Source organism: Pseudoalteromonas sp. SG45-3 (genome assembly GCF_014164075.1).
Classification (GTDB): domain Bacteria; phylum Pseudomonadota; class Gammaproteobacteria; order Enterobacterales; family Alteromonadaceae; genus Pseudoalteromonas; species Pseudoalteromonas distincta.
Genome location: NZ_JACJEN010000005.1, coordinates 226,009 through 251,273 on the forward strand (window position 1 = coordinate 226,009; position 25,265 = coordinate 251,273).

General features: G+C 39.8%; 18 protein-coding genes. 11 read left to right on the forward strand and 7 right to left on the reverse strand.

Going from position 1 to position 25,265, the window contains the following annotated elements:
* Positions 1-4,458 carry a glutamate synthase large subunit gene (gene gltB / locus H5126_RS08605; RefSeq protein WP_004335377.1) on the reverse strand — a complete coding sequence of 1,486 codons (4,458 nt, stop codon included), beginning with the start codon at positions 4,456-4,458 and terminating at the stop codon, positions 1-3.
* Positions 4,459-5,156: 698 nt separating this feature from the next.
* Here gltB and H5126_RS08610 point away from each other — a divergent pair.
* The 6 genes from H5126_RS08610 (at position 5,157) to H5126_RS08635 (ending at position 12,416) form a co-directional block, all read left to right on the forward strand.
* On the forward strand, positions 5,157-6,410 hold the full coding sequence (locus tag H5126_RS08610; RefSeq protein ID WP_182720073.1) for an efflux RND transporter periplasmic adaptor subunit: 1,254 nt from the start codon (positions 5,157-5,159) through the stop codon (positions 6,408-6,410).
* A gap of 42 nt (positions 6,411-6,452) precedes the next feature.
* The gene (locus H5126_RS08615; protein ID WP_024597400.1) at positions 6,453-7,163 is read left to right on the forward strand and encodes an ABC transporter ATP-binding protein; all 711 of its coding nucleotides are present in this window, start codon (positions 6,453-6,455) and stop codon (positions 7,161-7,163) included.
* Between the two features lie 3 nt (positions 7,164-7,166).
* Complete coding sequence (locus H5126_RS08620; protein WP_182720074.1) at positions 7,167-8,480, forward strand: ABC transporter permease; 1,314 nt, start codon at positions 7,167-7,169, stop codon at positions 8,478-8,480.
* Positions 8,481-8,491: 11 nt separating this feature from the next.
* Positions 8,492-9,700, forward strand: a complete 1,209-nt coding sequence (locus H5126_RS08625; RefSeq protein ID WP_182720075.1) for an ABC transporter permease — start codon at positions 8,492-8,494, stop codon at positions 9,698-9,700.
* Positions 9,701-9,771: 71 nt separating this feature from the next.
* Complete coding sequence (locus tag H5126_RS08630) at positions 9,772-11,103, forward strand: sigma-54 dependent transcriptional regulator (RefSeq protein WP_182720076.1); 1,332 nt, start codon at positions 9,772-9,774, stop codon at positions 11,101-11,103.
* Positions 11,103-12,416, forward strand: coding sequence for a PAS domain-containing sensor histidine kinase (locus H5126_RS08635; RefSeq protein WP_182720077.1), 1,314 nt, complete (start codon positions 11,103-11,105; stop codon positions 12,414-12,416). The genes H5126_RS08630 and H5126_RS08635 overlap by 1 nt, the downstream gene beginning before the upstream one ends.
* Before the next feature lie 89 nt (positions 12,417-12,505).
* Here H5126_RS08635 and H5126_RS08640 read toward each other — a convergent pair whose 3' ends face one another.
* Entirely contained in the window at positions 12,506-12,844 is a 339-nt protein-coding gene (locus tag H5126_RS08640) for a Grx4 family monothiol glutaredoxin (protein ID WP_004335359.1), read from the reverse strand.
* Positions 12,845-13,110: 266 nt separating this feature from the next.
* On the opposite strand from H5126_RS08640, the gene H5126_RS08645 reads away from it, so the two are divergent.
* The 4 genes from H5126_RS08645 (at position 13,111) to H5126_RS08660 (ending at position 18,674) form a co-directional block, all read left to right on the forward strand.
* Complete coding sequence (locus tag H5126_RS08645) at positions 13,111-13,692, forward strand: superoxide dismutase (protein WP_002960323.1); 582 nt, start codon at positions 13,111-13,113, stop codon at positions 13,690-13,692.
* Between the two features lie 210 nt (positions 13,693-13,902).
* Positions 13,903-15,825 carry a PrkA family serine protein kinase gene (locus H5126_RS08650; RefSeq protein ID WP_182720078.1) on the forward strand — a complete coding sequence of 641 codons (1,923 nt, stop codon included), beginning with the start codon at positions 13,903-13,905 and terminating at the stop codon, positions 15,823-15,825.
* A gap of 31 nt (positions 15,826-15,856) precedes the next feature.
* A complete protein-coding gene (locus tag H5126_RS08655) occupies positions 15,857-17,140 on the forward strand; it encodes a YeaH/YhbH family protein (protein WP_007375849.1) in 1,284 nt (427 codons plus the stop codon).
* A gap of 19 nt (positions 17,141-17,159) precedes the next feature.
* Entirely contained in the window at positions 17,160-18,674 is a 1,515-nt protein-coding gene (locus tag H5126_RS08660) for a SpoVR family protein (RefSeq protein WP_182720079.1), read from the forward strand.
* Positions 18,675-18,774: 100 nt separating this feature from the next.
* Here the strand turns inward: H5126_RS08660 and H5126_RS08665 are convergent, their stop codons facing one another.
* A complete protein-coding gene (locus H5126_RS08665; protein ID WP_024592692.1) occupies positions 18,775-19,746 on the reverse strand; it encodes a diguanylate cyclase in 972 nt (323 codons plus the stop codon).
* A 3-nt stretch (positions 19,747-19,749) separates the two neighbouring features.
* Positions 19,750-20,754, reverse strand: a complete 1,005-nt coding sequence (locus H5126_RS08670; RefSeq protein ID WP_024590825.1) for a response regulator — start codon at positions 20,752-20,754, stop codon at positions 19,750-19,752.
* A gap of 233 nt (positions 20,755-20,987) precedes the next feature.
* Between H5126_RS08670 and tpx the strand changes: the two genes are divergently transcribed.
* The gene (tpx, locus tag H5126_RS08675) at positions 20,988-21,569 is read left to right on the forward strand and encodes a thiol peroxidase (RefSeq protein WP_182695637.1); all 582 of its coding nucleotides are present in this window, start codon (positions 20,988-20,990) and stop codon (positions 21,567-21,569) included.
* An 88-nt stretch (positions 21,570-21,657) separates the two neighbouring features.
* Here tpx and adk read toward each other — a convergent pair whose 3' ends face one another.
* From adk to H5126_RS08690, 3 genes are all read right to left on the reverse strand, one after another.
* Positions 21,658-22,302: an adenylate kinase gene (gene adk, locus H5126_RS08680; protein WP_002962321.1), complete on the reverse strand. Its 645-nt coding sequence runs from the start codon at positions 22,300-22,302 to the stop codon at positions 21,658-21,660.
* Positions 22,303-22,493: 191 nt separating this feature from the next.
* Positions 22,494-24,407: a molecular chaperone HtpG gene (gene htpG / locus H5126_RS08685; RefSeq protein WP_024596357.1), complete on the reverse strand. Its 1,914-nt coding sequence runs from the start codon at positions 24,405-24,407 to the stop codon at positions 22,494-22,496.
* Positions 24,408-24,525: 118 nt separating this feature from the next.
* Positions 24,526-25,263 carry an RluA family pseudouridine synthase gene (locus H5126_RS08690; RefSeq protein ID WP_182720080.1) on the reverse strand — a complete coding sequence of 246 codons (738 nt, stop codon included), beginning with the start codon at positions 25,261-25,263 and terminating at the stop codon, positions 24,526-24,528.
* Positions 25,264-25,265 lie beyond the last annotated feature (2 nt).

Genomic DNA, 25,265 nt, shown 5'->3' on the forward strand with positions numbered 1-25,265 from the left:
TTATTGCGCCTGAACACGTAGTTCGGCACTACTGCGAGCGCGATGCCCGAGTAAACTTTTTACGTCGCTTGATTTTGGTTTTACTAATTTGAACATCGGTAAGTACAGTTCAAAGTTAGCTAAAATGCTTTCTGCTCTGCACGAACCCGTAAGCTCTAAATGCTCAGCAATTAAGCCGCGTAAATGTTCTTGATGCGACGTTAATTCGTCTAGTGTTACTATTTCTACAAGCTCTGGATTAATGCGTTTTTCAAAATCATTTCGCTCATCTAAAATATAAGCAAAACCACCAGTCATACCCGCGCCAAAGTTAACACCTACATTACCAAGTACACACACAACGCCACCGGTCATGTATTCACAACCGTTGTCACCTACACCTTCAACAACCGCTTGCACACCTGAGTTACGAACTGCAAAGCGCTCACCGGCACAACCCGCTGCAAACAGTTTTCCGCCTGTAGCGCCGTACAAACATGTGTTTCCAGCAATGGTTGCTTTATGGCTTTCAAAAGATGAGCCAAGTGGTGGACGAATAACTAACTTACCGCCTGCCATGCCTTTACCTACGTAATCGTTAGCATCGCCAACCAATGTCATTTCAAGACCACCGGCATTCCAAACACCAAACGATTGACCCGCCGTACCGTGTAATTCAATTGCTACGGGGTCTGCCGCCATACCTTGATTACCGTGTTTATCAGCAATATAACCCGAAAGCATTGCACCTACAGAGCGGTCAGTATTACAAATACGACTCACAAGCGAGATACCGCTTGACGTATCAATTGCCTCTTGCGCTTTAGCTAATAAACTTTCGTTTAACTTACCTAGATAATGCGAACTGTTAGGCGCACTACAATAAAGCGTTTCGCCAGTTGGGTTGTTCGGCTGAGCAATAACAGACGATAAATCAATTTTCTTCTGCTTTGCAGTTTTGCCTTCAATTTCTTCTAATAAATCTAAACGGCCAATTAAGTCAGTTAAATTTGCAACGCCTAGGCTAGCCATAATTTCACGCGCTTCTTGCGCTATAAACTTAAAGTAGTTCATCGCCATTTCTGGTAAGCCGTGATAATGCTTTTGACGAAGTGTTTCATCTTGTGTTGCAACACCGGTCGCACAGTTATTTAAGTGACAAATACGTAAGTATTTACACCCAAGGGCAACCATTGGACCAGTACCAAAACCAAAGCTTTCAGCACCTAAAATTGCCGCTTTAATAATATCTAAACCTGTTTTTAAGCCACCATCTGTTTGCAGGCGAATGCGATGACGAAGGCCATTTTCAACTAGTGCTTGCTGTGTTTCAGCAAGTCCAAGCTCCCATGGGCTACCCGCATATTTAACAGAAGTAAGTGGGCTTGCGCCTGTACCGCCATCGTAGCCAGAAATAGTAATTAAATCGGCATATGCTTTAGCAACACCTGTTGCAATGGTTCCCACACCTGGCTCTGAAACAAGTTTTACAGAAATAAGTGCTTTAGGGTTTACTTGTTTTAAATCGAAAATTAGCTGTGCTAAATCTTCAATTGAGTAAATATCGTGATGCGGTGGTGGCGAAATTAACGTAACACCTGGTACCGAATAACGAAGCTTAGCAATATACGGCGTTACTTTTTCACCTGGTAATTGTCCACCTTCGCCTGGTTTTGCACCTTGCGCTACTTTAATTTGAATAACGTCAGCACTGCGTAAGTAATGAGGCGTTACACCAAATCGACCTGAAGCGACTTGCTTAATACGCGAGTTTTTTTCTGTACCATAACGCAGTTTATCTTCACCGCCTTCACCCGAGTTTGAACAACCACCTAAGCGGTTCATTGCAATTGCTAGCGCTTCATGCGCTTCTGGTGATAACGCACCAATACTCATTGCTGCTGAGTCAAAACGCTTGTATAGGTTTTCTGCAGACTCTACTTCATCAATGCTTATACCTTGCTCAGGTAATTTAAGCGCTAACATATCGCGCAAAGTCGCAATTGGACGATTATTAACTAAATCAGCGTACGCACTGTAGTCTTTATAATCACCTGAGCGAACCGCTTTTTGCAGTGTTTGAATAACATCTGGATTATAAGCATGATACTCACCACCGTGAACGTACTTAAATAAACCACCGTGGCTTAATAATTTACGCTTACTTAAAGCAAGTTTGTGCAAACTTTGCTGATCGTCATCAAAGTCGGTAAAACATGCACCTTGTATGCGACTTGCAACGCCTTTAAAGCACATTTCAATAATCGCATCAGATAATCCCACCGCTTCAAACAACATTGAACAACGATAAGACGCAACCGTACTTATGCCCATTTTAGACATAATTTTGTATAAGCCTTTATTAATGGCTTTACGATAAGCAAGGGTCACTTCGCAATACGACTTATCAATAATTTTGCTGTCGCTCATCGCAACTAACGATTCATACGCAAGGTATGGATAAATTGCCGTAGCACCAAAACCTAATAGCACAGCAAATTGGTGCGCATCTCGCACGCTGCCAGTTTCAATGATAATATTTGATTCACAGCGCAAGTTGTTATCAACTAAGCGTTTTTGTACCGCACCTACAGCCATAGCTGCTGGAATTGGTAAATTTATTTCATCAAAGTTACGGTCAGTTAAAATAAGCATGATACAGCCCGCAGCTGCTTTTTCTTGTGCTTGGTCACAAATACGCGTAACCGCGTTTTCTAAACCCTCTTCAACTGTGTAGGTAATATCAATTTTACAGTAGCTGTAGTGCGCTTCATCAGCATTTAATAGCTGCTGCATATCTGCGTACATTAAAATTGGTGTATCAAACTGTAGGCGCTTAGCGTGGCCTGTTGTTTCGTTAAATACGTTTTGCTCACTACCAATACAGGTTGCAAGCGACATTACATGGTTTTCACGTAGTGGATCGATAGGTGGATTTGTTACTTGCGCAAATTTTTGGCGGAAGTAATCATAAAGTGAACGATGCCCTTCACTAAGCACAGCAAATGGCGTGTCATCACCCATTGAGCCTGTCGCTTCTTGGCCGTTTTCACCCATTACACGAATAACGCTATCTAGCTCTTCGTTGGTATAACCAAACATTTTTTGATATTTAGCTAGCGTTTCGTCATCAAATGAGCGATTACCAGCGTCTTGCTCAGTAAGTTCTTCAAATGGAACTAAACGTTTAACGTTTTCTTCAAGCCATGACTTATAAGGATGGCGAGATTTTAAATCTTGATCGATTTCATCCGAGTGCCAGATTTTGCCAAGTTTAGTATCAATAACTAATAATTCACCTGGACCAACACGGCCTTTTTCAACCACTTCATCGGCAGTGTAATCCCAAATACCCACTTCTGATGCAAGCGTAATAAAACCATCTTGTGTAATTACATAACGTGCTGGGCGAAGTCCATTACGGTCAAGGTTACACGCCGCAAAACGACCATCCGACATAACAATACCTGCCGGGCCATCCCATGGTTCCATATGCATAGAGTTAAAGTCGTAAAATGCACGTAAATCGTCGTCCATTGCACGGTTTTTCTGCCATGCAGGCGGAACGAGCATACGCATAGCGCGGAATAAATCCATGCCGCCAGCTAAAAATAGCTCAAGCATATTATCTAGGCTTGATGAATCAGAACCGGTTTCGTTTACAAACGGCGCTGCGCTTTGTAAGTCAGGAATAAGCGGTGACGCAAACTTATAAGAACGTGCGCGTGCCCACTGGCGGTTACCTTCAATAGTATTAATTTCACCATTGTGTGCTAAATAGCGGAAAGGTTGAGCTAAAGGCCAACGCGGCTGAGTATTAGTAGAAAAGCGCTGATGGAAAACACAAATCGCACTCGTCATACGAATATCAGCTAAATCTAGGTAAAAATTAGGTAAATCCGCAGGCATCATTAAGCCTTTATAGATAGTTACCAAACCAGATAAACTTGCGATATAGAAAGCTTCATCATCAACAATGCGCTTTTCAGCGCGGCGGCGTGCTACATATAAGCGACGCTCTAAGTCTTTAGAACGCCAACCTTCTGGCGCGCTAACAAAAATTTGTTCAAAACCTGGTAATTGCTGTACAGCAATAGGACCCAACATAGATGGGTCGGTTGGTACAACACGCCAACCTAAAATATTTAGCGTTTCTTTTTCTAATTCTTCGCTAAGTATTTGTTTTGCAGCTTGTGCTAAAACAGGGTCTGAATTTAAAAATATCATACCCACTGCGTAGTTTTTGCCTAAGTGCCAATTATGTTCACTGGCAATTGCACGGAAAAAGCTATCTGGTTTTTGTAATAATAAACCACAGCCATCACCTGTTTTACCATCGGCAGATATACCGCCACGGTGCTGCATGCGATCAAGCCCCGTAATAGCAGTACGAATAAGCCTATGACTAGCCTGACCATTAACTTGGGCTATTAAGCCAAAGCCACAATTTTCTTTTTCTAACTTTGAGTCGTATAACATAGACCCCTCCCCTTGCTGCACTGTTAGCGTGGATGAACTGCTCGACGATTTGCTAACAGACGGACAAAACTAGCCTCTATCTTAAATAGAGTCAATAGCACTTTGAATACATATTCACATTCTTGAATATTTCTCACTTCATAGCAAGATTTCTTTTTATCATTATTTTTAACATTTAGCGTTATTTTAACCACTATTTTTTCATGACACTGGTGTCAAGTTTAACATATTGTAAAAAACACAAGCACCCAAAGGTGCAGCTTACGTAAACGTAAAGGCGAGCAAAAGTGAATAAGTATTCAACAAATGAAGGGCTATTCAGTTAACATTTAGATAGTTTTATGCTATTTCATTACTTTAATGGCTTAACATCCCCGATTATTGCTGCTCATTAGTATAGTTATGAAAGTTCATGTCCTTTTTTGTACATTAATAGTGAATTTTTATTTAAAGCGGTGTCCGATGCGGACATAAAAACTGTCCGCGGACATCATTTTCATGAACAAAAAACAAAAAACACTTTAATATCAATGTGATAATAGTTGGCATATTAATCGTATAGCTTTACATATAATCGCTAATTGGAATTACCATGTTTACTCTAAGCTTATTTTTGCTCTCTCCTATTGCCGCCATTTGCACAGCAGCTTTATTACTGCTGTGCGAAAAATACATAAAAGCAATGTAGGGGGAATTAAATGATTAAAGATACCAGCGCACAAGACGTACAAGTAAAGGCACCTATAAGCTATAAAAAATACGCGATAATCACTGCGATTGTTTTCATTGTGGTCTCTACAGTTGCTTATATTTTTTTAACTAACCATAGCGCTAAAAGCTCTATTAGCCGCTCAAAAGTACAGGTTGCAAAAGTACATGTTAAAGCGCTCATTCGAGACATTGCCGCCAGTGGTAAAATTGTTGCTGCTAATGCTCCTAAAATCTACAGTCCAGAACGTGGATTTATAGATTTAAAAGTAAAGGCCGGCGATACAGTAAAGCAAGGCAACACACTTGCCCTGCTACAAAGCCCTGAGTTAACTAACGAATTAAAGCAACAAGAATCTGTGCTTAAACGACTACAAGGCGAGCAGCAAAGGCAGCATTTGCAAGCAAGACGCCAAACACTCACTTTAAATAAAACACTCGATATGGCACAAGTTGAGCTTAACGCCGCTGAGCGCGAAAATCGCCGGGCGCAGTTATCAATTCAAAAGCACTTAATTAGCCAAATTGATCTTGAAAAAGCAGTTGATGATTTATCACGTGCTAAGCTCTCCTATAAGCATGCGCAGCAAGAGGTATTGCTTGCCAAAGACACGCTCGCTTTTGAACTACAAGCTGCTAAAAGTGATGTAACCCGCCAACAACTTATTGTTGATGACTTAATCCGAAAAGTAAGCAACCTATCTATTAAAGCTACCGTTACAGGGATCGTGGGTAACCTATTAGTGCAACAAAAAGCCGCAGTGACGCAAAGCCAACCTCTTATGACTCTCGTCGACTTAAGTAATTTTGAAGCGGAACTTCAAGTACCTGAAAGTTACGCAAACGAATTAGGGCTCGGTATGGAAGTAGAGCTTAAGTTAGGCAATGAAACAGTGGTGGGGAATTTATCCGCCATATCACCAGAAGTTAATAATCGTGAAGTAACAGCACGCGTCCGATTTAAAGGTGTTACTAACAACATTCGTCAAAACCAACGCTTAACTGCACGTATTTTACTCGACAACCGAGAAGGTGTAATGCAGGTAAAACGCGGCGCTTTTATGCAGCAAGGCGGAATTTTTGCTTATAAGGTAGAAGGCAATATTGCAAAGCGCATACCTATTACAATAGGCGCCACCAGCATTAATGCGGTTGAACTTTTAAGCGGTGTTAAAGAAAACGATGAAATTATTATTTCAAGCTACAGCGACTTTAAGCAAGCCGATACGATTTTATTAAATTAAACAGACGTTCTCAACCAACACTAAAAATAATTAGGAACAACCATGTTACAAATGAACAATGTAAGTAAAGTATACCAAACAGAAATGGTACAGACCCATGCGCTTCGAGACTTTAACCTGCAAGTAAACGAAGGCGAATTTATTGCTGTTACCGGTCCTAGCGGCTCAGGAAAAACAACCTTTTTAAATATTGCAGGTATGCTCGAGCCTTTTAACGAAGGTGAGTACCTGTTAGATGGCGTTAATGTTGGCAGCCTAAACGATAACCAACGTGCTGATTTACGTAATCAAAAAATTGGCTTTATATTCCAAGGCTTTAATTTGATCCCCGATTTAAATTTATATGAAAACATAGAAGTTCCTCTTCGCTACAGAGGGATTAAAGCAAATGAGCGAAAACGTCGAATTGAGCAATGCCTTGAACAAGTTGGTTTAGCATCTCGCGCTAAACACTTACCTCAACAACTCTCTGGTGGCCAGCAACAACGTGTGGCAATAGCTCGTGCGCTTGCTGGTGAACCTCGTTTTTTACTTGCCGATGAGCCAACAGGTAACCTTGACAGCTTAATGGCTCGCCAAGTTATGGAGTTACTTGAACAAATCAATCGCGACGGTGCCACTATTGTAATGGTAACGCATGATAGCGAATTAGCCCGCCGTGCTCCGCGTAATATTCAAGTAGTTGATGGGCAACTTGCCGACTTTACGCTTTATCAGGGCTCGCAAACTATAAAAATAGCAACGGGGGTTTAACTAATGTTTATTCATTATTTAGATTTAAGTTGGCGCAGCTTCAAGCGCACCCCACTGGTTAGCTTTTTAATGGTACTTGCCATTGCGATAGGTATAGGCATAACAATGACCAGCCTTAGTGTTTATCACATGATGTCAGCCGATCCTATCCCTGAAAAAAGCAGCCAACTTTACAGTGTGCAATTACAAACAATGGACGATGGTAGTACGTGGTGGACAGAAGATAACATGCCACTGCAACTGACCTATCAAGATGCAGAGAACTTATTAAACGCACCCACGTCAGAGAAAAAAGTGGCTATGATGCGTACCGGCTTTTCAGTTTATTTAGACTCCGACAAAATAAAACCTTTTATAGGTAATGCTCGCATGACAACGCCTGACTTTTTTAGCATGTTTAATTTGTCATTTTTATACGGGGGGGCTTGGAGCAAAGAGCAAGAAGACTCTGCCGCACCTGTGGTTGTTATTACCCAAGAGATAAACGATAAACTATTTGCTGGAAAAAACTCTGTCGGAGAACTGATTTACTTAGATGATGCAAGCTATCAAGTAGTTGGTGTTATTAAACATTGGCCTCTCAATATTAAATATTATGATTTAAATAACGGTGCATTTAATCAAGTAGAAGAGTTATTTATGCCCTTTAGCTTAATAAAGACAAAAGAGCTCGTAAGTTGGGGCAATAGCAATGGATGGAAACACGAAAACACACCAACCTTTGCAGATAAACTGCAATCTGAGCAAGTATGGATCCAGTTTTGGGCAGAGCTAAATACGCTTGCACAAAAACAAGCCTATCAAAATTACTTATTAGCCTATATGCAAGAACAACATAAACGTGGACGATTTAATCGTAAAGAACTTGAGTATAAACTTCGCGATGTAAACCAATGGATGCAATATAACAACGTCGTCACCGAAGACAATAAAATTTTAGTGGGCCTGAGCTTTATGTTCTTAGGTGTCTGCTTAGCCAATATTTTAGGTTTACTTTTAGCTAAGTTTTTACGCAGAGCGCCAGAAGTAGGTGTAAGACGCGCATTAGGTGCTAGTAAAAGGCAAATATTTTTACAGCACTTAGTTGAGGTCGCCATGCTTGGCTTTATAGGTGGCATGCTAGGAATTGTACTAGCACAACTTGGCTTAATGGGCGTAGGGCAAAGCTACGACTACTATGAAAACTTAGCGACAATGGATTTAACCATGCTATTGAGCGCCCCATTGATTGCAATTACAACCTGCATTTTAGCTGGTTTATACCCAGCTTGGTTAGTGTGTAAAACCAATCCTGCTATTTATCTTAAGAGCCAATAAGGAATGTCACAATGTTAGAAATAAAACCTATATTTAACGCCTTATGCCGCTCAAAGGTGGGCGCTGTATTACTGCTAATTCAAATTGCAATTACCACAGCTATAGTCAGTAACGCTGCGTTTATTATTCAAGATAGAATTAGCTATTTAAACCAAGAAACGGGCTACCCTGAACAAGATATATTTAAGTTTAATGTAATGACCTTTGGTACTGATATTAACTTAAGTCAGCAGTTTGAGCTTGATGAAAGCATGCTTAGAAAAATGCCAGGCGTGGTCGATGCCGCATTAAGCAGTAGTATTCCACTATCAGGGAGTGGCAGCGCTTCGAGCTTTAATTTAAAACCTGCCCCACAAGAAGGCCTAAGTGTCAGGACCGCTTATTTTTTTATAGATGACCACGCAATTAATACCTACGGCGTTAACTTAATTGCAGGGCGAAACTTTACCGAAGATGAAGTGCTCGTTACAAACGAAATTACACAAAAGCGCACCAACGTCACTATAGTCACTAAAGCCTTACTTGATGAGCTCTACCCTGATGGAGATGGTTTAGGAAAAATAGTTTATTTTGGCGACCTACCACTTAAAATTATTGGCGTGATCGGAAAAATGAAAGGCCCGTGGCTCAAAGACAGTAAACCCGATAATCTTGCGTTAATTCCTTATATTAAAGCAGCAAGTTATGCACAAGTTGCCGTTCGTACTAAGCCTGGTCAGCGAGCAGCTGTAATGAAAGAAATAGAAAATGCCATGCTCGAAAATTACAGCAAACGCGTTATTAACAACATTAAAGGGCTTGATGAATTAAAAAATGAGTATACCGCTCAAGATCGCCTTATGATGCGCATGCTCATAGTATTAATCACTATTTTAGTGCTTATAACCGCTCTCGGTATTTTTGGCTTAACCTTATTTAATATTAGCAAACGTACTAAGCAAATTGGTACACGCAGAGCACTTGGCGCAAGAAAGTCAGCTATTGTTAGCTACTTTTTAGTAGAAAATGCATTAATTTGTAGCCTAGGTTTAGCCTTAGGTGTAGTAACAGCAATACTACTTGGGAAAATGTTAATGCAGTATTTTTCTGTAGCCGCACTACCGCCAAGTTATATAGCCGTTACCGCCATTGCCGTATTTTTAATGAGTTTACTTGCAGTATTAGCGCCGGCTAAACGCGCTGCCAATATTTCGCCCAGTATTGCAACTCGCACTATTTAATTATATGTAAATCACTATGCTACACTGCTTAGTAAGGCAGTGTAGCCATCAAAAAATTATAAAAATAACCTATGACTCATAAAATACTCATTGTTGATGATAACCAAGCAGTACTCGACGCACTTTCATTGTTGCTCGAGATCCACGACTTTTCGGTAGTCACTGCAACAAATCCGTTTGATGCTCTGCAAATAGTTCGCTATCAACGAATTGAGCTTGTAATTCAAGACATGAACTTTACCAGCGACACCACCTCTGGCGAAGAAGGTAAAGCGTTGTTTTATGAACTACGAGAAATAAACCCACACCTACCTATTATACTTATTACAGCCTGGACCGAACTTGCCACCGCCATTGAGCTTGTAAAAGCCGGTGCTGCTGATTACTTACCAAAACCCTGGGATGATGCAAAACTACTAGTTTGTATCAGTAATTTAATAGAGCTAGGCAGTGCTAAAAAAATAATGGCGACGCATAATCGCCATCAACAAGAACGTGAAGGTACATTTAAAAATGCAGACCTTGCTGGGCTAATATTTAAAAGTACTGCGATGGAACGACTGGTTACTATGGCGCTTCAAGTGGCTAAATCTGATATATCTGCATTAATTACAGGCCCTAATGGTAGTGGCAAAGAGTGTATTGCGCATATTATTCAAAAAAACTCCCCGCTTGTATCGCAGCCTTTTATTAAGGTAAACGCCGGTGCACTACCGCAAGAACTTATAGAAGCCGAGCTTTTTGGCGCTGAAGCCGGTGCATATACGGGGATAACCAAACAACGTATTGGTCGATTTGAAGCAGCTGATGGCGGTACGTTATTTTTAGATGAAATTGGTAATTTACCACTTTCAGGACAAATAAAATTACTACGTGTACTACAAACCGGCGAGTTTGAACGTTTAGGCTCAACACAAACACGAAAGGTAAATGTGCGGGTTATATCGGCCACTAACGAAAACTTACTACAAGCAATTGAGCAAGGTCGATTTAGGGAAGACTTATATTATCGCCTTAATGTAATTGAGCTCAATGTGCCTTCCCTAAGCGAAAGACAAGATGATGTTTTAGCACTTATTAGCCATTTTTTACCTCACCGAGAGCTGACTATAAACACAGAGCAAGCACTTCAACACTACAAATGGCCAGGTAACGTTCGAGAGCTAGAAAACGCTTGTAAGCGTGTAGCGGTACTAAAACCTACAGGTGCGCTTACAGTCGATGACTTTGCACTATCGTCACCGGTCACTGCTCAACAAGAAGCAAAAGCAGAGCCGACCAAACAGGAAATAGAACACGCAATGCGCGCTCATCAAGGTGTTATAGCCAAAGTGGCCCGTGAATTTGGTTTAAGCCGACAAGCGCTTTATCGTCGATTACAAAAAATGGGTATTGATTATTAATGCCAAACATTATTAGCAACTTTACCCTAAGCCAAAAGGTTGTATTAATTTGCGGGCTTTGTAGCGCGCTGCCTATTGTTATTATTGCCGCGCTAAGTGGCTTTGATATTTACTACACTCTGTTTTTAATATTACTAACGCTTACATTTAGCACTCTGCTTTCAAGAACTCTCACCAAGCCAATAAAGCTTGGCATGCAATCGCTTGAAACAGGATTACTTAATTTTAAAGATGGTGAGCTCTCCAGCTTACTAGCGTATAAAAGTAATGATGAACTTGGAAAACTATGCCAACTTTATAATCAAACCGCAAAACAGCTTCGCCAAGAAAAACAATGGATTTACCAGCGCGAGTTAATGCTTGATAAAGTATTGCAAAGCTCGCCGCAAGCGTTATTACTGGTCAATGATAATAATACGGTGGTATTTAGTAATTTAATTAGCCGTAGTTTATTTAATAGCGCAACTCGCCTTGAAGGTATGCAACTAAGTAAATTACTCGAAAATTCGCCTCTGCAATTAGTAGCAGCTATAGAGCACGGTATTGATGGCCTCTTTAATATAGAAATAGAGAATCAAGACTCGCAAACTTGGCATTTAGCCACTGGGGAGTTTTTACTCAATAATCAAAAGCATCATTTATATATATTTAAACAGTTAACCCGTGAACTTAGTCGCCAAGAAGTTGCGGTGTGGAAAAAAGTAATACGCATTATTAGCCACGAATTAAATAATTCACTCGGCCCTATGTCATCCATGCTACACAGCGCACAATTGCTCGCAAATAAAGTTGATGAGCCTCGTCTTGCCCGTGTATTTGCAACTATTGATGAGCGAATTAGTCACTTAACTGAATTTGTACAAGGCTATGGCAAGTTTGCTAAATTACCGCAGCCACAAAAAACGCTAGTTAACTGGCAAAACACCCTCAATAATTTAAAAAACCACTGGCAATTTAGCTACGAAATAAAAAATTCACACAATGAATTACAAGCTGATCAAACACAACTCGAGCAGCTGCTCATAAACCTATTAAAAAATTCACACGAGTCAGGTTCCAACGCCAGTGAAATACATATTCAGGTCGAGTTTGTACCCCAAGCATGTGTTATAAATGTAAGCGACTGCGGCAAAGGAATGAGCGAGCAAGTAATGGCAAATGCTTTAGTGCCCTTTTATTCTACAAAAAGTACGGGGAGTGGTTTAGGGCTAGCTTTATGCAGAGAAATAGCAGAAGCGCACCAAGGGCATATAAGTTTACATAACAAAATAGAGGGCGGCTTAAACGTACAAGTGAGCCTTCCTTATTCGTAAATTCATAAGAGTTAAAAACAACAAAGCCACTTAAAAAGTGGCTTTGTGTTTAAAGAGCTTAATAACCTGAGTTCAGGTTGAGTAATAAATTACTCTGCGTCAGCTTCTTTATATTTAGCAGCAGTTTCTGTAATTAACGGCTGTAATTCACCGCGTTGAAACATTTCGATAATAATGTCACAACCACCAACTAATTCGCCATCTACCCAAAGTTGTGGGAATGTTGGCCAATTTGCGTATGCTGGAAGCTCAGCACGAATGTCTGGATTAAGTAAAATATCAACGTATGCAAATGGTTCACCACATGACATTAACGCTTGCGATGCTTGTGAAGAAAAACCACAATTTGGTAATTTGGGTGACCCTTTCATGAAAAGGATTATTGGATTTTCTGAAATTTGCTGTTTAATTTTATCAATGGTTTCCATCTACAACCTCAAAGTAACGATAGCTAAATATATTTAGGTCTTGAAAATAACTCATCGTGACCACAAATATATAACTTAAAATGGGCAAATAAAGCCGCAATTGAAATAGTCTTTCGCAATAGCATTGCTGTTTGCTTAAACTTGAGTAAAATACTCAACAATTATAGTAACACTATATTACCGCTTGGTATAGGTAACTGCTCTGTTTCAACAGGCATTACGTATTACCAAATGGACTATCAACCAAAGAAGATGGAGATAAAAAAATGGCATTTGAACTACCGTCACTACCATATGCAATCGACGCACTTGAGCCACATATTTCAAAAGAAACGCTAGAGTTTCACCATGGCAAACACCACAACACTTACGTGGTTAAGCTTAATGGTTTAATCCCTGGTACTGAGTTTGAAAACAAATCTCTAGAAGAGATCGTATGTTCATCAGAAGGCGGCGTATTTAACAACGCAGCACAAATCTGGAACCATACTTTTTACTGGAACAGCTTATCTCCAAACGGCGGCGGCGAGCCTACTGGCGCAGTTGCTGATGCAATCAACGCTAAATGGGGTTCTTTTGATGCGTTTAAAGATGCATTAAATGACAAAGCAGTAAATAACTTTGGTTCAAGCTGGACGTGGTTAGTTAAGCTTGCTGATGGTTCACTAGACATCGTTAATACATCTAACGCTGCTACACCATTAACTGATGATGGCGTTACTCCAATCCTTACAGTGGATTTATGGGAACACGCTTACTACATCGATTACCGTAACGTTCGTCCAGATTACCTTAAAGGTTTTTGGTCGCTTGTTAACTGGGAATTCGCGAACGCTAACTTCGCTTAATTAGCCTTTAAACGCTAATGTAAAAAAGACGCTTAGGCGTCTTTTTTTGTTTGTTGTTTATCACACCTAAGCGCCTCATCATTTAATAAAACGCTTTTAGTAACATGATCTTTTTTCACTTAAATTTTTAATTTTATTGCACAAAAATATACATTCGTGACTAGACTTTAAAAGGTAAGCACCTTTTTACAGCGGGTTTCGGAGGTTATTATGACGATTTTTGAGCATTACCAAGCACGATACGAAGCGGCACAGGAAGAAGAATACAGTATCGCTGAATTTCTTGAGATTTGTAAAACCGATAAGTCTGCCTACTCCAGCGCACCAGAACGCCTACTCATGGCAATTGGCGAACCAAACATGGTAGATACCGCAACGGATGCACGACTAAGCCGGTTATTTTCTAATAGAGTAGTTGCACGCTACCCTGCCTTTGCTGATTTTTATGGTATGGAAGACGCCATTGAGCAAATAGTCTCTTATTTAAAACACGCCGCCCAAGGGCTTGAAGAATGCAAACAAGTGCTTTATTTACTTGGACCTGTTGGTGGGGGTAAATCATCCATTGCTGAAAAACTAAAGTATTTAATGCAACAAGTGCCTATTTATTCAATTAAAGGGTCTCCTGTAAACGACCACCCCCTCTCCTTGTTTGATCCTATCGAAGATGCAGACGTACTCAGCAAAGAATACGGTATTAAACCGCGCTACTTAAAAACCATTATGTCGCCTTGGGCTGGCAAACGCTTAAAAGAATTCAATGGTGATATTAGCCAGTTTAGAGTGGTTAAACGCTACCCTTCTATTTTAAACCAAATAGGCATTGCCAAAACCGAACCAGGAGATGAAAACAACCAAGATATTTCAGCACTGGTTGGTAAGGTCGATATTCGCCAGCTTGAGCACTTTGCCCAAAACGATCCTGATGCATACGCCTACTCTGGCTCTTTATGTTTAGCTAACCAAGGGCTGATGGAATTTGTAGAAATGTTTAAAGCGCCTATTAAAGTGCTGCATCCTTTACTTACCGCCACCCAAGAAGGTAACTATAACGGCACAGAAGGTATTAGCGCCCTGCCCTTTAATGGCATGATCCTCGCTCACTCTAATGAGTCTGAGTGGCAAACCTTTAAAAACAATAAAAACAACGAAGCATTTTTAGACCGTGTTTATATTGTAAAAGTCCCTTATTGCTTACGTGTGACTGAAGAAATTAAAATTTACGACAAATTACTTGAGCACAGCGAGCTATACAACGCGCCATGTGCACCGGGTACACTCAAAACATTGGCGCAATTTACGACGCTATCACGTTTAAAAGAGCCAGAAAATTCAAGTATCTATTCTAAAATGCGGGTATACGATGGCGAGACCCTAAAAGACACCGACCCTAAAGCAAAATCGTATCAAGAGTATCGTGATTACGCAGGTGTTGATGAAGGTATGACGGGGCTCTCTACCCGCTTTGCGTTTAAAATTTTGTCCCGTGTGTTTAACTTTGATACCACTGAGGTTGCTGCAAATCCGGTGCATTTGTTCTATGTGCTTGAGCAACAGATAGAGCGCGAGCAATTTTCAAGTGAAATAGAAGAGCGTTATTTAAGCTTTTTAAAAGGCTATTTAATTCCACAATATGTCGAGTTTATAGGTAAAGAACTGCAAACCGCTTATCTAGAATCGTACTCAGAATACGGACAAAATATTTTTGACCGTTATGTTATTTATGCAGATTTTTGGATACAAGACCAAGAATATCGCGACCCCGATACAGGGCAACTATTTGACCGCGCAGCGCTAAATGCTGAACTTGAAAAAATAGAAAAGCCAGCGGGTATTTCTAATCCTAAAGATTTTCGTAATGAAATAGTGAACTTTGTACTGCGTGCCCGTGCACACAACAACGGTAAAAACCCACTATGGACAAGCTACGAAAAACTACGCACGGTGATTGAGAAAAAAATGTTCTCTAATACCGAAGATTTACTCCCTGTTATTTCGTTTAATACTAAAACGTCTGCAGAGGATCAGCAAAAGCACGAAGACTTTGTGAACCGTATGGTCGAAAAAGGCTATACACAAAAACAAGTTCGCTTGCTTTCTGAGTGGTATTTACGGGTTAGAAAATCGCAATAACCTTCATAGTCGTAGTATATAGGAGGTCAATATGGCGCATTTTATAGATAGGCGTTTAAACGGAAAAAATAAAAGTACGCTTAATCGCCAGCGCTTTATTAGGCGCTATAAAAAACAAATTAAAGAAGCGGTTTCAGATGCGATTAACAAACGCAGCGTTACCGATTCAAGCTCTGGTGAGAGTATTTCTATTCCACAACGCGATATCAGCGAACCTACATTTCATCAAGGGCAAGGCGGGAATAGAGAACAAATTCACCCTGGTAACGATCAGTTTTCTACAGGTGATAAAATTGAGCGCCCTAAAGGCGGACAAGGCGGTGGTGCCGGTGAAGGTGACGCCAGCGATTCGGGCGAGGGACAAGATGAGTTTGTATTTTCAATATCAAAAGATGAATACCTTGATTTACTGTTTGAAGATCTAGAACTTCCTAACTTACAAGAGAACCAGCTTGATAAGTTAGTGCAAATGAAAACCCATCGCGCAGGTTTTTGTAGCGACGGCATGCCAAGTAATATTGACATTGTACGCTCTCTTCAAGGCTCGCTTGCACGGCGTGTTGCCATGAGTGCAGGTAAAAAACGCCGTTTAAAAGAGCTCGAAGAACAACTTGCTCTGCTGCTTGCTGGTCCACATAACGATAAAGCGGCAATTGCTTTATTACAAAAAGAAATTGCAGCATTAAAAGTGCAAATTAAGTCGGTTCCGTTTATTGATAACTACGATTTACGTTTTCGTAATTACGAAAAGCGCCCTCACCCCACCAGCAAAGCCGTGATGTTTTGTATTATGGATGTGTCAGGCTCAATGGATCAGCCAACAAAAGACATGGCAAAGCGTTTTTATATTTTGCTCTATCAATTTTTAACACGCAGCTATAAAGACATAGAAGTTGTTTATATTCGCCACCACACACAGGCTAAAGAAGTTGACGAACAAGAGTTTTTTTACTCCCAAGAAACTGGCGGTACCATTGTTTCGAGCGCTCTTAAATTAATGAACGAAATAATAAAAGAGCGTTATCACGCAAATGAGTGGAATGTATACGCCGCACAAGCCTCTGATGGCGATAACTGGGCGGATGACACGCCGCAGTGTGGTGAAATATTACGTAATAAGCTCTTAAGCGCAGTACGCTATTTTGCTTATATTGAAATAACCACTCGTGCTCATCAAAGCCTATGGCGCGAATATGAATCTATAACACACAGCCATAATAATTTCGCCATACAGCATATTCAAAGCGTTGAAGATATTTACCCAATTTTTAGGGAGCTATTTAAAAAAGGTCGTCAACAGCAAAACTCTGCATAGCCAAAAGCGAGGTAGTATTATGAATGATAAACGATTGAGTGATGGCCCAGATTGGACCTTTGATTTATTAGATGAGTACCAAGGTGAAATTGCCCGTGTTGCAGCTCACTACAGGTTAGACACCTACCCTAATCAAATTGAAGTGATAACCGCAGAGCAAATGATGGATGCTTATTCAAGCGTTGGTATGCCTATTGGCTACAGTCATTGGTCGTACGGTAAAAAGTTCATTCAAACAGAGCAAAATTATAAGCGCGGACAAATGGGTCTCGCTTACGAAATAGTGATAAATTCAGACCCTTGTATTGCGTACTTAATGGAAGAAAACACCCTACCTATGCAAGCGCTTGTAATGGCACATGCGTGTTACGGACATAACTCATTTTTTAAAGGTAATTACTTATTTAAAACCTGGACCGATGCAGGTTCAATTATTGATTACTTGGTATTTGCTAAAAACTACATAAGCCGCTGTGAAGAAAAGCATGGTATTACACAAGTAGAAGCCCTACTCGACTCATGTCATGCATTAATGAATTACGGGGTCGATCGCTACAAACGTCCACAACAAATATCGCTATTTGAAGAGCAAAAACGCCAACAAGAGCGCGAAGACTACCTTCAATCGCAAGTAAACGAATTATGGCGAACTATTCCTGAGCAACAGCAAGAAACCAAAAAGAAAGTTCGCCATTTCCCTTCTGAACCTCAAGAAAATATTTTGTATTTTATTGAAAAAAATGCCCCATTACTCGATTCTTGGCAACGTGAAGTGATACGTATTGTTCGTAAAATTTCGCAATACTTTTACCCACAAAAGCAAACTCAAGTAATGAACGAAGGCTGGGCAACTTTTTGGCATTACACCATCCTTAATCACTTATATGATGAGGGAAAGCTCACCGACTCTTTCATGTTAGAGTTTTTACAAAGCCACACCAACGTAGTTTATCAGCCACCTTATAACAGTAAGTATTATTCAGGCATTAACCCATATGCTTTAGGCTTTAATATGATGGTTGATATTCGCAGAATATGTGAACACCCAACTGAAGAAGATAAACGCTGGTTTCCTGAATATGCAGGTAGTAACTGGCTAGATACACTGTATTTTGCAATGGAAAACTTTAAAGATGAAAGTTTTATTAGCCAGTTTTTATCGCCTAAGTTAATTCGTGATTTTAAATTATTTACTATTATTGACCATACTAATAATCCCCATCTAGAAATTGGCGCAATACATAACGACAACGGCTATAAGGCAGTGAGAGAAGCACTCTCAGCGCAGTACAATTTAAGTAATCATGAGCCTAACATTCAAGTGTATGATGTTGATATTAGAGGTGACCGTTCATTAACCCTACGCTATGTACCTCATAACAATATTCCTTTAGCAAACTCGCACGAGGAAGTGCTTAAGCATCTTTACAGATTATGGGGCTTTAAAGTAAAACTAGAGCAAGAGTCAAATTCTGGTGAGGTTTCAATGATTGGTCAATGCCCAATAGATGACTCTCGACACACAACACAATAATGAAGGGCAATACAATTTCCATACTGATTGGATTTGCTCAGCAGATTGTAAAAAAATACGGTATTATTTAACCCTAAATTCTGGATATAAAAAATGACGCTTAAGCGTCATTTTTTATATCTTCGTAGGCTATTACTTTATTTCGCCCTGTATTTTTAGACTGGTACAGTGCTTTATCTGCAGCCTCTATCCAGCGCTCATGATTTTTAAAATCATTACTGCTACCAGCCAGCCCTATACTTACCGTCATTGTTATTTCAAAGTGTTTATACTTAACAGGGTTAGTTTCAATCAATACCCTTAAACGCTCAGCAAATACAAAAGCGCCTTCTTTATCTGTATCAAGCAATGTCACTGCAAACTCTTCACCGCCATAGCGCCCTGCAACATCAGTCTCGCGCAGCGTCGTACGTAGTAAGTTAGATAAGTGACGAAGCGATTCATCACCACAGCTATGACCATATTCATCATTTATTTTTTTAAAGTGATCAATATCAAACATTAATAATGTACTACAGCCACCACTTCGCTTAACTCTTAAAAACTCTTGGCGTAGCGTACCTTCCCAGTGTCCACGGTTTGCAAGCTGCGTTAAGCTATCTGTTTGACTTACTTGTTCTAATTTTTTATTTAACTCTTCAAGCTCTTTTTTATTTACCGCGACATCTGTTACATCATACAAAATAATACAAATGTGGCTAACTTCGCCCATCGTATTGGTAAGAGGGATGAATGTCGCATTTTGATACATGTAATCAGCTTTACCAGTAATAGGTCGATAATTTTTAAACCTAAAAATGTATGGCTGCTGCTCCCAAATCGTAAAAGAGCGGTTTTTTAAAACAAAAACCGACTCAGATTTACTTCTAAACCATTTTTCGTCTATTGCAGGAAATAAATCAAATAGATCTTTATCTTTTACTGCGCTTGGTAGAAGCCCTGAATGGTTTTCCATAAAACCATTCCATACACACACCTTATAATCCCTATCGAGTACCACAAGGCCTACATCAACGGTATTAAACATATCCATTAACCAATGGATCTCATTCATTTCTAAATCAGCGGCCATAACTTAATCTTCTAATAGGTAAGCAACTTTGTATTTCAAAGTTTTAAGTGAATCTTCAGTAAATAACAGCATGAGGTCGCAATTTATATCATGGTTTTCAATACCGTAACTAATCTCTATTGCAAGGGTGCGTTGCCAACGTGACTTGTTTGATTTAACCAACTCAGATACATCTCTGTGTTGGCCAAGTACAATCGGGTGCCCTTGGCTAAATGACATATCGAGCTGTTTTGAAAGACCCGTTAAAATCGCGCCTATCAAAATATTACTAATATCCATAAGCAACTCAAGTTCAACTTTATCGTTTAACTCGCCGTCATAGTTCATCAAAGAAGCTATTTCTTTAAAGCTTGAATCATTTAAAAGTAATAGCGCCTCGCCCGAAATACCACCGCCAATAAAGCCCTGGCACACACCCGATGTAGCTGCGTTATTATCTATAGACTGCAGCGCCATATCGAGTTCATTAACTTCCAAAATATTCACATTAGGAATTGGTAACTCTACAAATACATTAAGAAGACGTGCAAGTAAATCCCCAGCCTGCCCCATAGCAACGTTAGTTAGCTCTTGGTATATATCCCGAACATCAGGGTCGACTTGCTCTCCTAGCGAATGAGAGAGACGCTCACGCATGGCTTTATCTTTAATCCCATGGTGTTCAATTATGCTGGCTAGTTTTTCGGGAGAACATGGTTTTTGAATAAAATCGATAGCACCAAGCTCAAGCACTCTTTGGTGTGCACTTGGTTGTATATCACCAGAGACAACAACAGTGAGAATATTAAGCCCCTGTTCTTTCATAGCGATTAAAACTTCATAACCGTCCATTTCTGGCATGTTTAAATCGAGAAAAAGTATCTCTGGTTCAATTAACTTTATTTGCTTTATACAATCAACGCCGTCAAGTGCAAATTCAACTTTAATGTCCCAATCTTCAGGTAATGAGCGAGCTAGCTGACGCCTAGCTAATTTCGAGTCATCACATATTAATACCGATGTTGACATATTATCTCTCTGTTTCTAAACCAGTAATGAGCATTAAAATCATTTTATGATGGTTTTTATTTTTATTATTGAAGATATCTTTTGTAACTTCATGTTAATCAAAGTTTAGCATAGTTACAATTTTTATATTTCAGAGCTAATACCCACTCTATTAAGCAGGTTTAATCACTTGGTAACTAAAGCCCAGTATAATACACTGACGCCCATTGCGTTAATTTAAAAGGAAATACCTTATGTTACGTTCACTTGCCTTTGCTTTGAGTTCATTTTGTTCTGTGGCTATTGCAGCCGACTATCCAGAAAACACACTTGATGCAGGAAAAGTATCCGCACAAGGCAAACCAGTCACTTTATTAGGTCAAGGTATCTCAATTGGAGATAGTGCGCCAAACTTTAAAGTTGTTGATGACAACTTTATTCCAGTGACACTTGAGGATTATAAAGGCCAAGCTGTATTAATAAGTGTAGTACCCAGCCTAGATACCGGCATTTGTAGCCTGCAAACTAAGCACTTTAATGAAAAAGTAGCCTCACAATTCCCAAGTGTAGTTATGCTAACAATTAGTGCTGATTTACCATTTGCTCAAAAGCGTTTTTGCAAAGCTGAAAATATCGATAAAATCACTACGTTATCAGATTCTGTTTGGCGTGATTTTGGTCAGAAATACGGATTGATTATTAAAGATATGGGCTTACTAACGCGAACAGTCTTTATTTTAGATGAAAGCCATAACGTCATTTATAAACAGTTAGTTAGTAGCCTTTCAACTGAACCAGAATACAACAGCGTAATTGAGAAACTTAAAACATTGTAAAGTCCATTAAGTAGCACTAATTAAGCAATGCTAAATAGCCTTAAAACAAAAAACCGCCAATTGGCGGTTTTTTAATGTGCTTTTATAATTAACCTAAAAGTTCACCAAGTTGTTGGCTAACAGTTTCAACAGCTTGTGTACCATCTAGTTTATGGTATTGAGTATTACCAGCAGCCGCTTCTGCTTGATAGTAATCAACCAATGGCATAGTTTGCTCGTGGTAAATACCTAAACGTTTACGTACTGTTTCTTCAGTATCATCAGCGCGAACAATTAAGTCTTCGCCAGTTTCGTTGTCTTTACCTTCCACTTTTGGTGGATTATAAACAACGTGGTAAACACGACCAGAACCAGGATGAACGCGACGTCCGCCCATACGCTCAACAATGACTTCATCAGCCACGTCAAATTCAATAACGTGATCAACCACTACGCCATTTTCTTTCATTGCATCCGCTTGCGGGATTGTACGCGGGAAGCCATCAAGTAAAAAACCTTTCTCACAATCCGCTTTAGTAATACGCTCTTTAACTAAACCAATAATAATATCGTCAGAAATTAGTTGACCAGCATCCATTACTTTTTTTGCTTCTAGACCCAGTGGCGTGCCTTCTTTAATTGCCGCACGTAACATATCGCCAGTAGAAATTTGTGGAATACCGTATTTGTCCATTAAAAACTGAGCTTGAGTACCTTTACCTGCACCCGGCGCGCCCAAAAGAATAATGCGCATATTATTGTCCCCTAGTATGGATATTTATTTTAAAGCCTGAATTCTTCCACAAGCGCCGCCGATACTCAAGCAACTTATACTAATTGATGAGCCGTTGGGGTGTTTACAGGGCATTAAAAAAGGGAACACACGTTCCCTTTTATTTAAAGTACATAATTTATACTTTATTAACTGAGTAAATAGCTATTAGCTTATTTACTTAGTTCAAGCATCAATTTATTTAAGCGAGTAACAAATCCTGTTGGATCTTTAAGTGTACCGCGTTCTGCAAGTAGCGCTTGATCTAGTAAAACGTGTGACCACTGCGCAAACTTATCTTCATCTTGTTCGTCATTTAAGTGCTTAACAAGTTGATGCTCTGGGTTTAGCTCAAACACAGGTTTTGCTTCAGGGGCTGCTTGACCAACAGACTCCATTAGCTTTTGCATTTGTGAGCTCATGTCGTTGTCGTCGCTTACAACACATGCTGGAGAATCTGTTAAGCGGTGCGTAAAGCGCACTTCTTTAACGTCATCACCTAGTGCTGTTTTAATACGTTCAACAAGCCCAGCCATTTCTTTTTCAGACTCTTCTTGCGCTTTTTTAGTTTCTTCGTCGTCAAGCTTACCTAAATCTAAGTCACCACGTGTGATCGACTGTAGTTGCTTATCAGCAAATTCAGTTAGGTGACTCATCATCCACTCGTCAACACGGTCACTTAGTAGTAATACTTCAATGCCTTTTTTGCGGAAAATCTCTAAATGCGGTGAGTTTTTCGCAGCGGTGAATGTATCAGCTACTACGTAGTAAATTTTGTCTTGGCCTTCGTTCATGCGTTCAACATATTGCTCAAGCGACACATCTTGTGTTTGTGAATCAGTGTGTGTCGAAGAAAAACGAAGTAGCTTACAAATAGCTTCTTTATTGGCAGCATCTTCAGCTGGGCCTTCTTTCATTACTTGACCAAACTCATTCCAAAATACTTGGTAATCGTCAGCTTTGTTTTTAGCCATACGCTCAAGCATTTTAATAATACGCGATGTACACCCTTTACGAATAGCTTGCGTTACTTTGTTGTCTTGTAGAATTTCACGAGATACGTTCAGTGGTAAATCGTTTGAATCTAGTAAGCCTTTTACAAAGCGAAGGTAGCTTGGCATGAATTGCTCAGCATCATCCATTACAAACACACGTTGTACGTAAAGTTTTAAACCACTTTGACGTTCACGGTTCCATAAGTCGAAAGGTGCTTTTTTAGGAATATATAAAAGGCTAGTGTATTCAGTTTTACCTTCAACCTTATTATGTGCCCAGCTAAGTGGCTCTTCCCAATCATGGCTTACATGCTTGTAAAACTCTTTGTATTCATCATCAGAAAGCTCTGACTTATCACGCGTCCACAATGCAGTTGCACGGTTAATGCTTTCCCACTCACCTGGTACTGCTGGAATTTTTTCGCCGTCTTCGCCTTCAGATTCTGGCACTTCTGCTTTAAACATTTGTACTGGCGTTGAGATGTGATCAGAGTATTTAGTAACGATACTACGTAGGCGCCAGTCATCAGCAAATTCTTTTTCTTCATCGCGAAGATGTAAAATAATGTCGGTACCACGGCCTTCTTTTTCAATTTCTTGAAGTGTGTATTCGCCTTCACCTTGAGATTCCCACTCATAAGCGGTTGTTTCACCAGCTTTGCGTGTACGAACAGTTACTAAATCAGCAACAATAAATGCAGAGTAAAAACCTACACCAAATTGACCAATTAACTGTGAATCTTTACTTTGATCACCCGTTAAGTTTTTGAAAAACTCAGCAGTACCCGACTTTGCAATAGTACCTAATGAGCTAATGATTTCATCGCGCGTCATACCAATACCATTATCTGAAATGGTAATTGTATTTGCTTCTTTATCTGCACTAATACGAACACGTAAATCGGCATCACCTTGATAAAGGTCACCTTGAGATAATGCTAAAAAGCGTAACTTGTCTGCTGCGTCTGATGCATTTGACACAAGCTCACGTAAAAATATTTCTTTATTAGAATAAAGAGAATGAATCATTAAGTTTAATAATTGTTTTACTTCTGTTTGAAAGCCTAATGTTTCTTTTTGTGCTGCAGTCATTTATATATCTCCAATTTGCAAAGTGTCTGCGTTATGCACTTAATATGGGGTGAGGTGTTAGAACTTCAAGGGAAAAATTTAAAAAAGGTGAAACGAAAACAAAGAACCATTAATTTGTTTAAAACGAATGCGGACAATTAATATGAATCTTTTCACCAGTTGTTGGATGTTCAAAATATAAATCGCTGGCATGTAATTGTAACCGCCGTGCCATATGTTCACTTTGCGCACTTTTATATAAATCACAGCCTAAAATTGGGTGCCCTATAAACTGGCTGTGTATTCGTAATTGATGGGTACGCCCAGTAATAGGTGTAAATTGCACTAAGGTTCTGCACGGCTGCCTGAGCCGCTCAAGTACTTTATATTCACTCAGCGCTGTTTTACCTGTCGATTGGCAAATTTTAACACGCGGAAAAAGCAGTTTATCTTTTGCAATTGGCGCAGTAATTTGCCCTTCATCAACAGCCAAGCATCCCTCTAACATGGCTACATAACGCTTTTGAATAGTACGCGCTTGAAATTGCTTATTAAGGTGCTTTGACGCAATCGCGTTTAACCCAACAATCATAATGCCCGATGTGCCCAAATCTAGCCGATGCGGTAACTTAGCCTCTGCAAATGCAGCTGTTAAGCCCTTTTGACCATTTACTAAGCGGTAATGCACTGAGTCCCAATTAAGCGGATTTTTACCTGATAAGCTTAATAGTCCACTGGGTTTATTGATCAGTAAAATATCGTCATCTTGATATAATATTTCAATAAACCCGTCGCACTTAGGGGCTACAAAATCATCAACTATAATGGGTTGTTCTGAAGGTGTTTGCGATGTTGAGTTAGCCATTAAGTTAATCATTA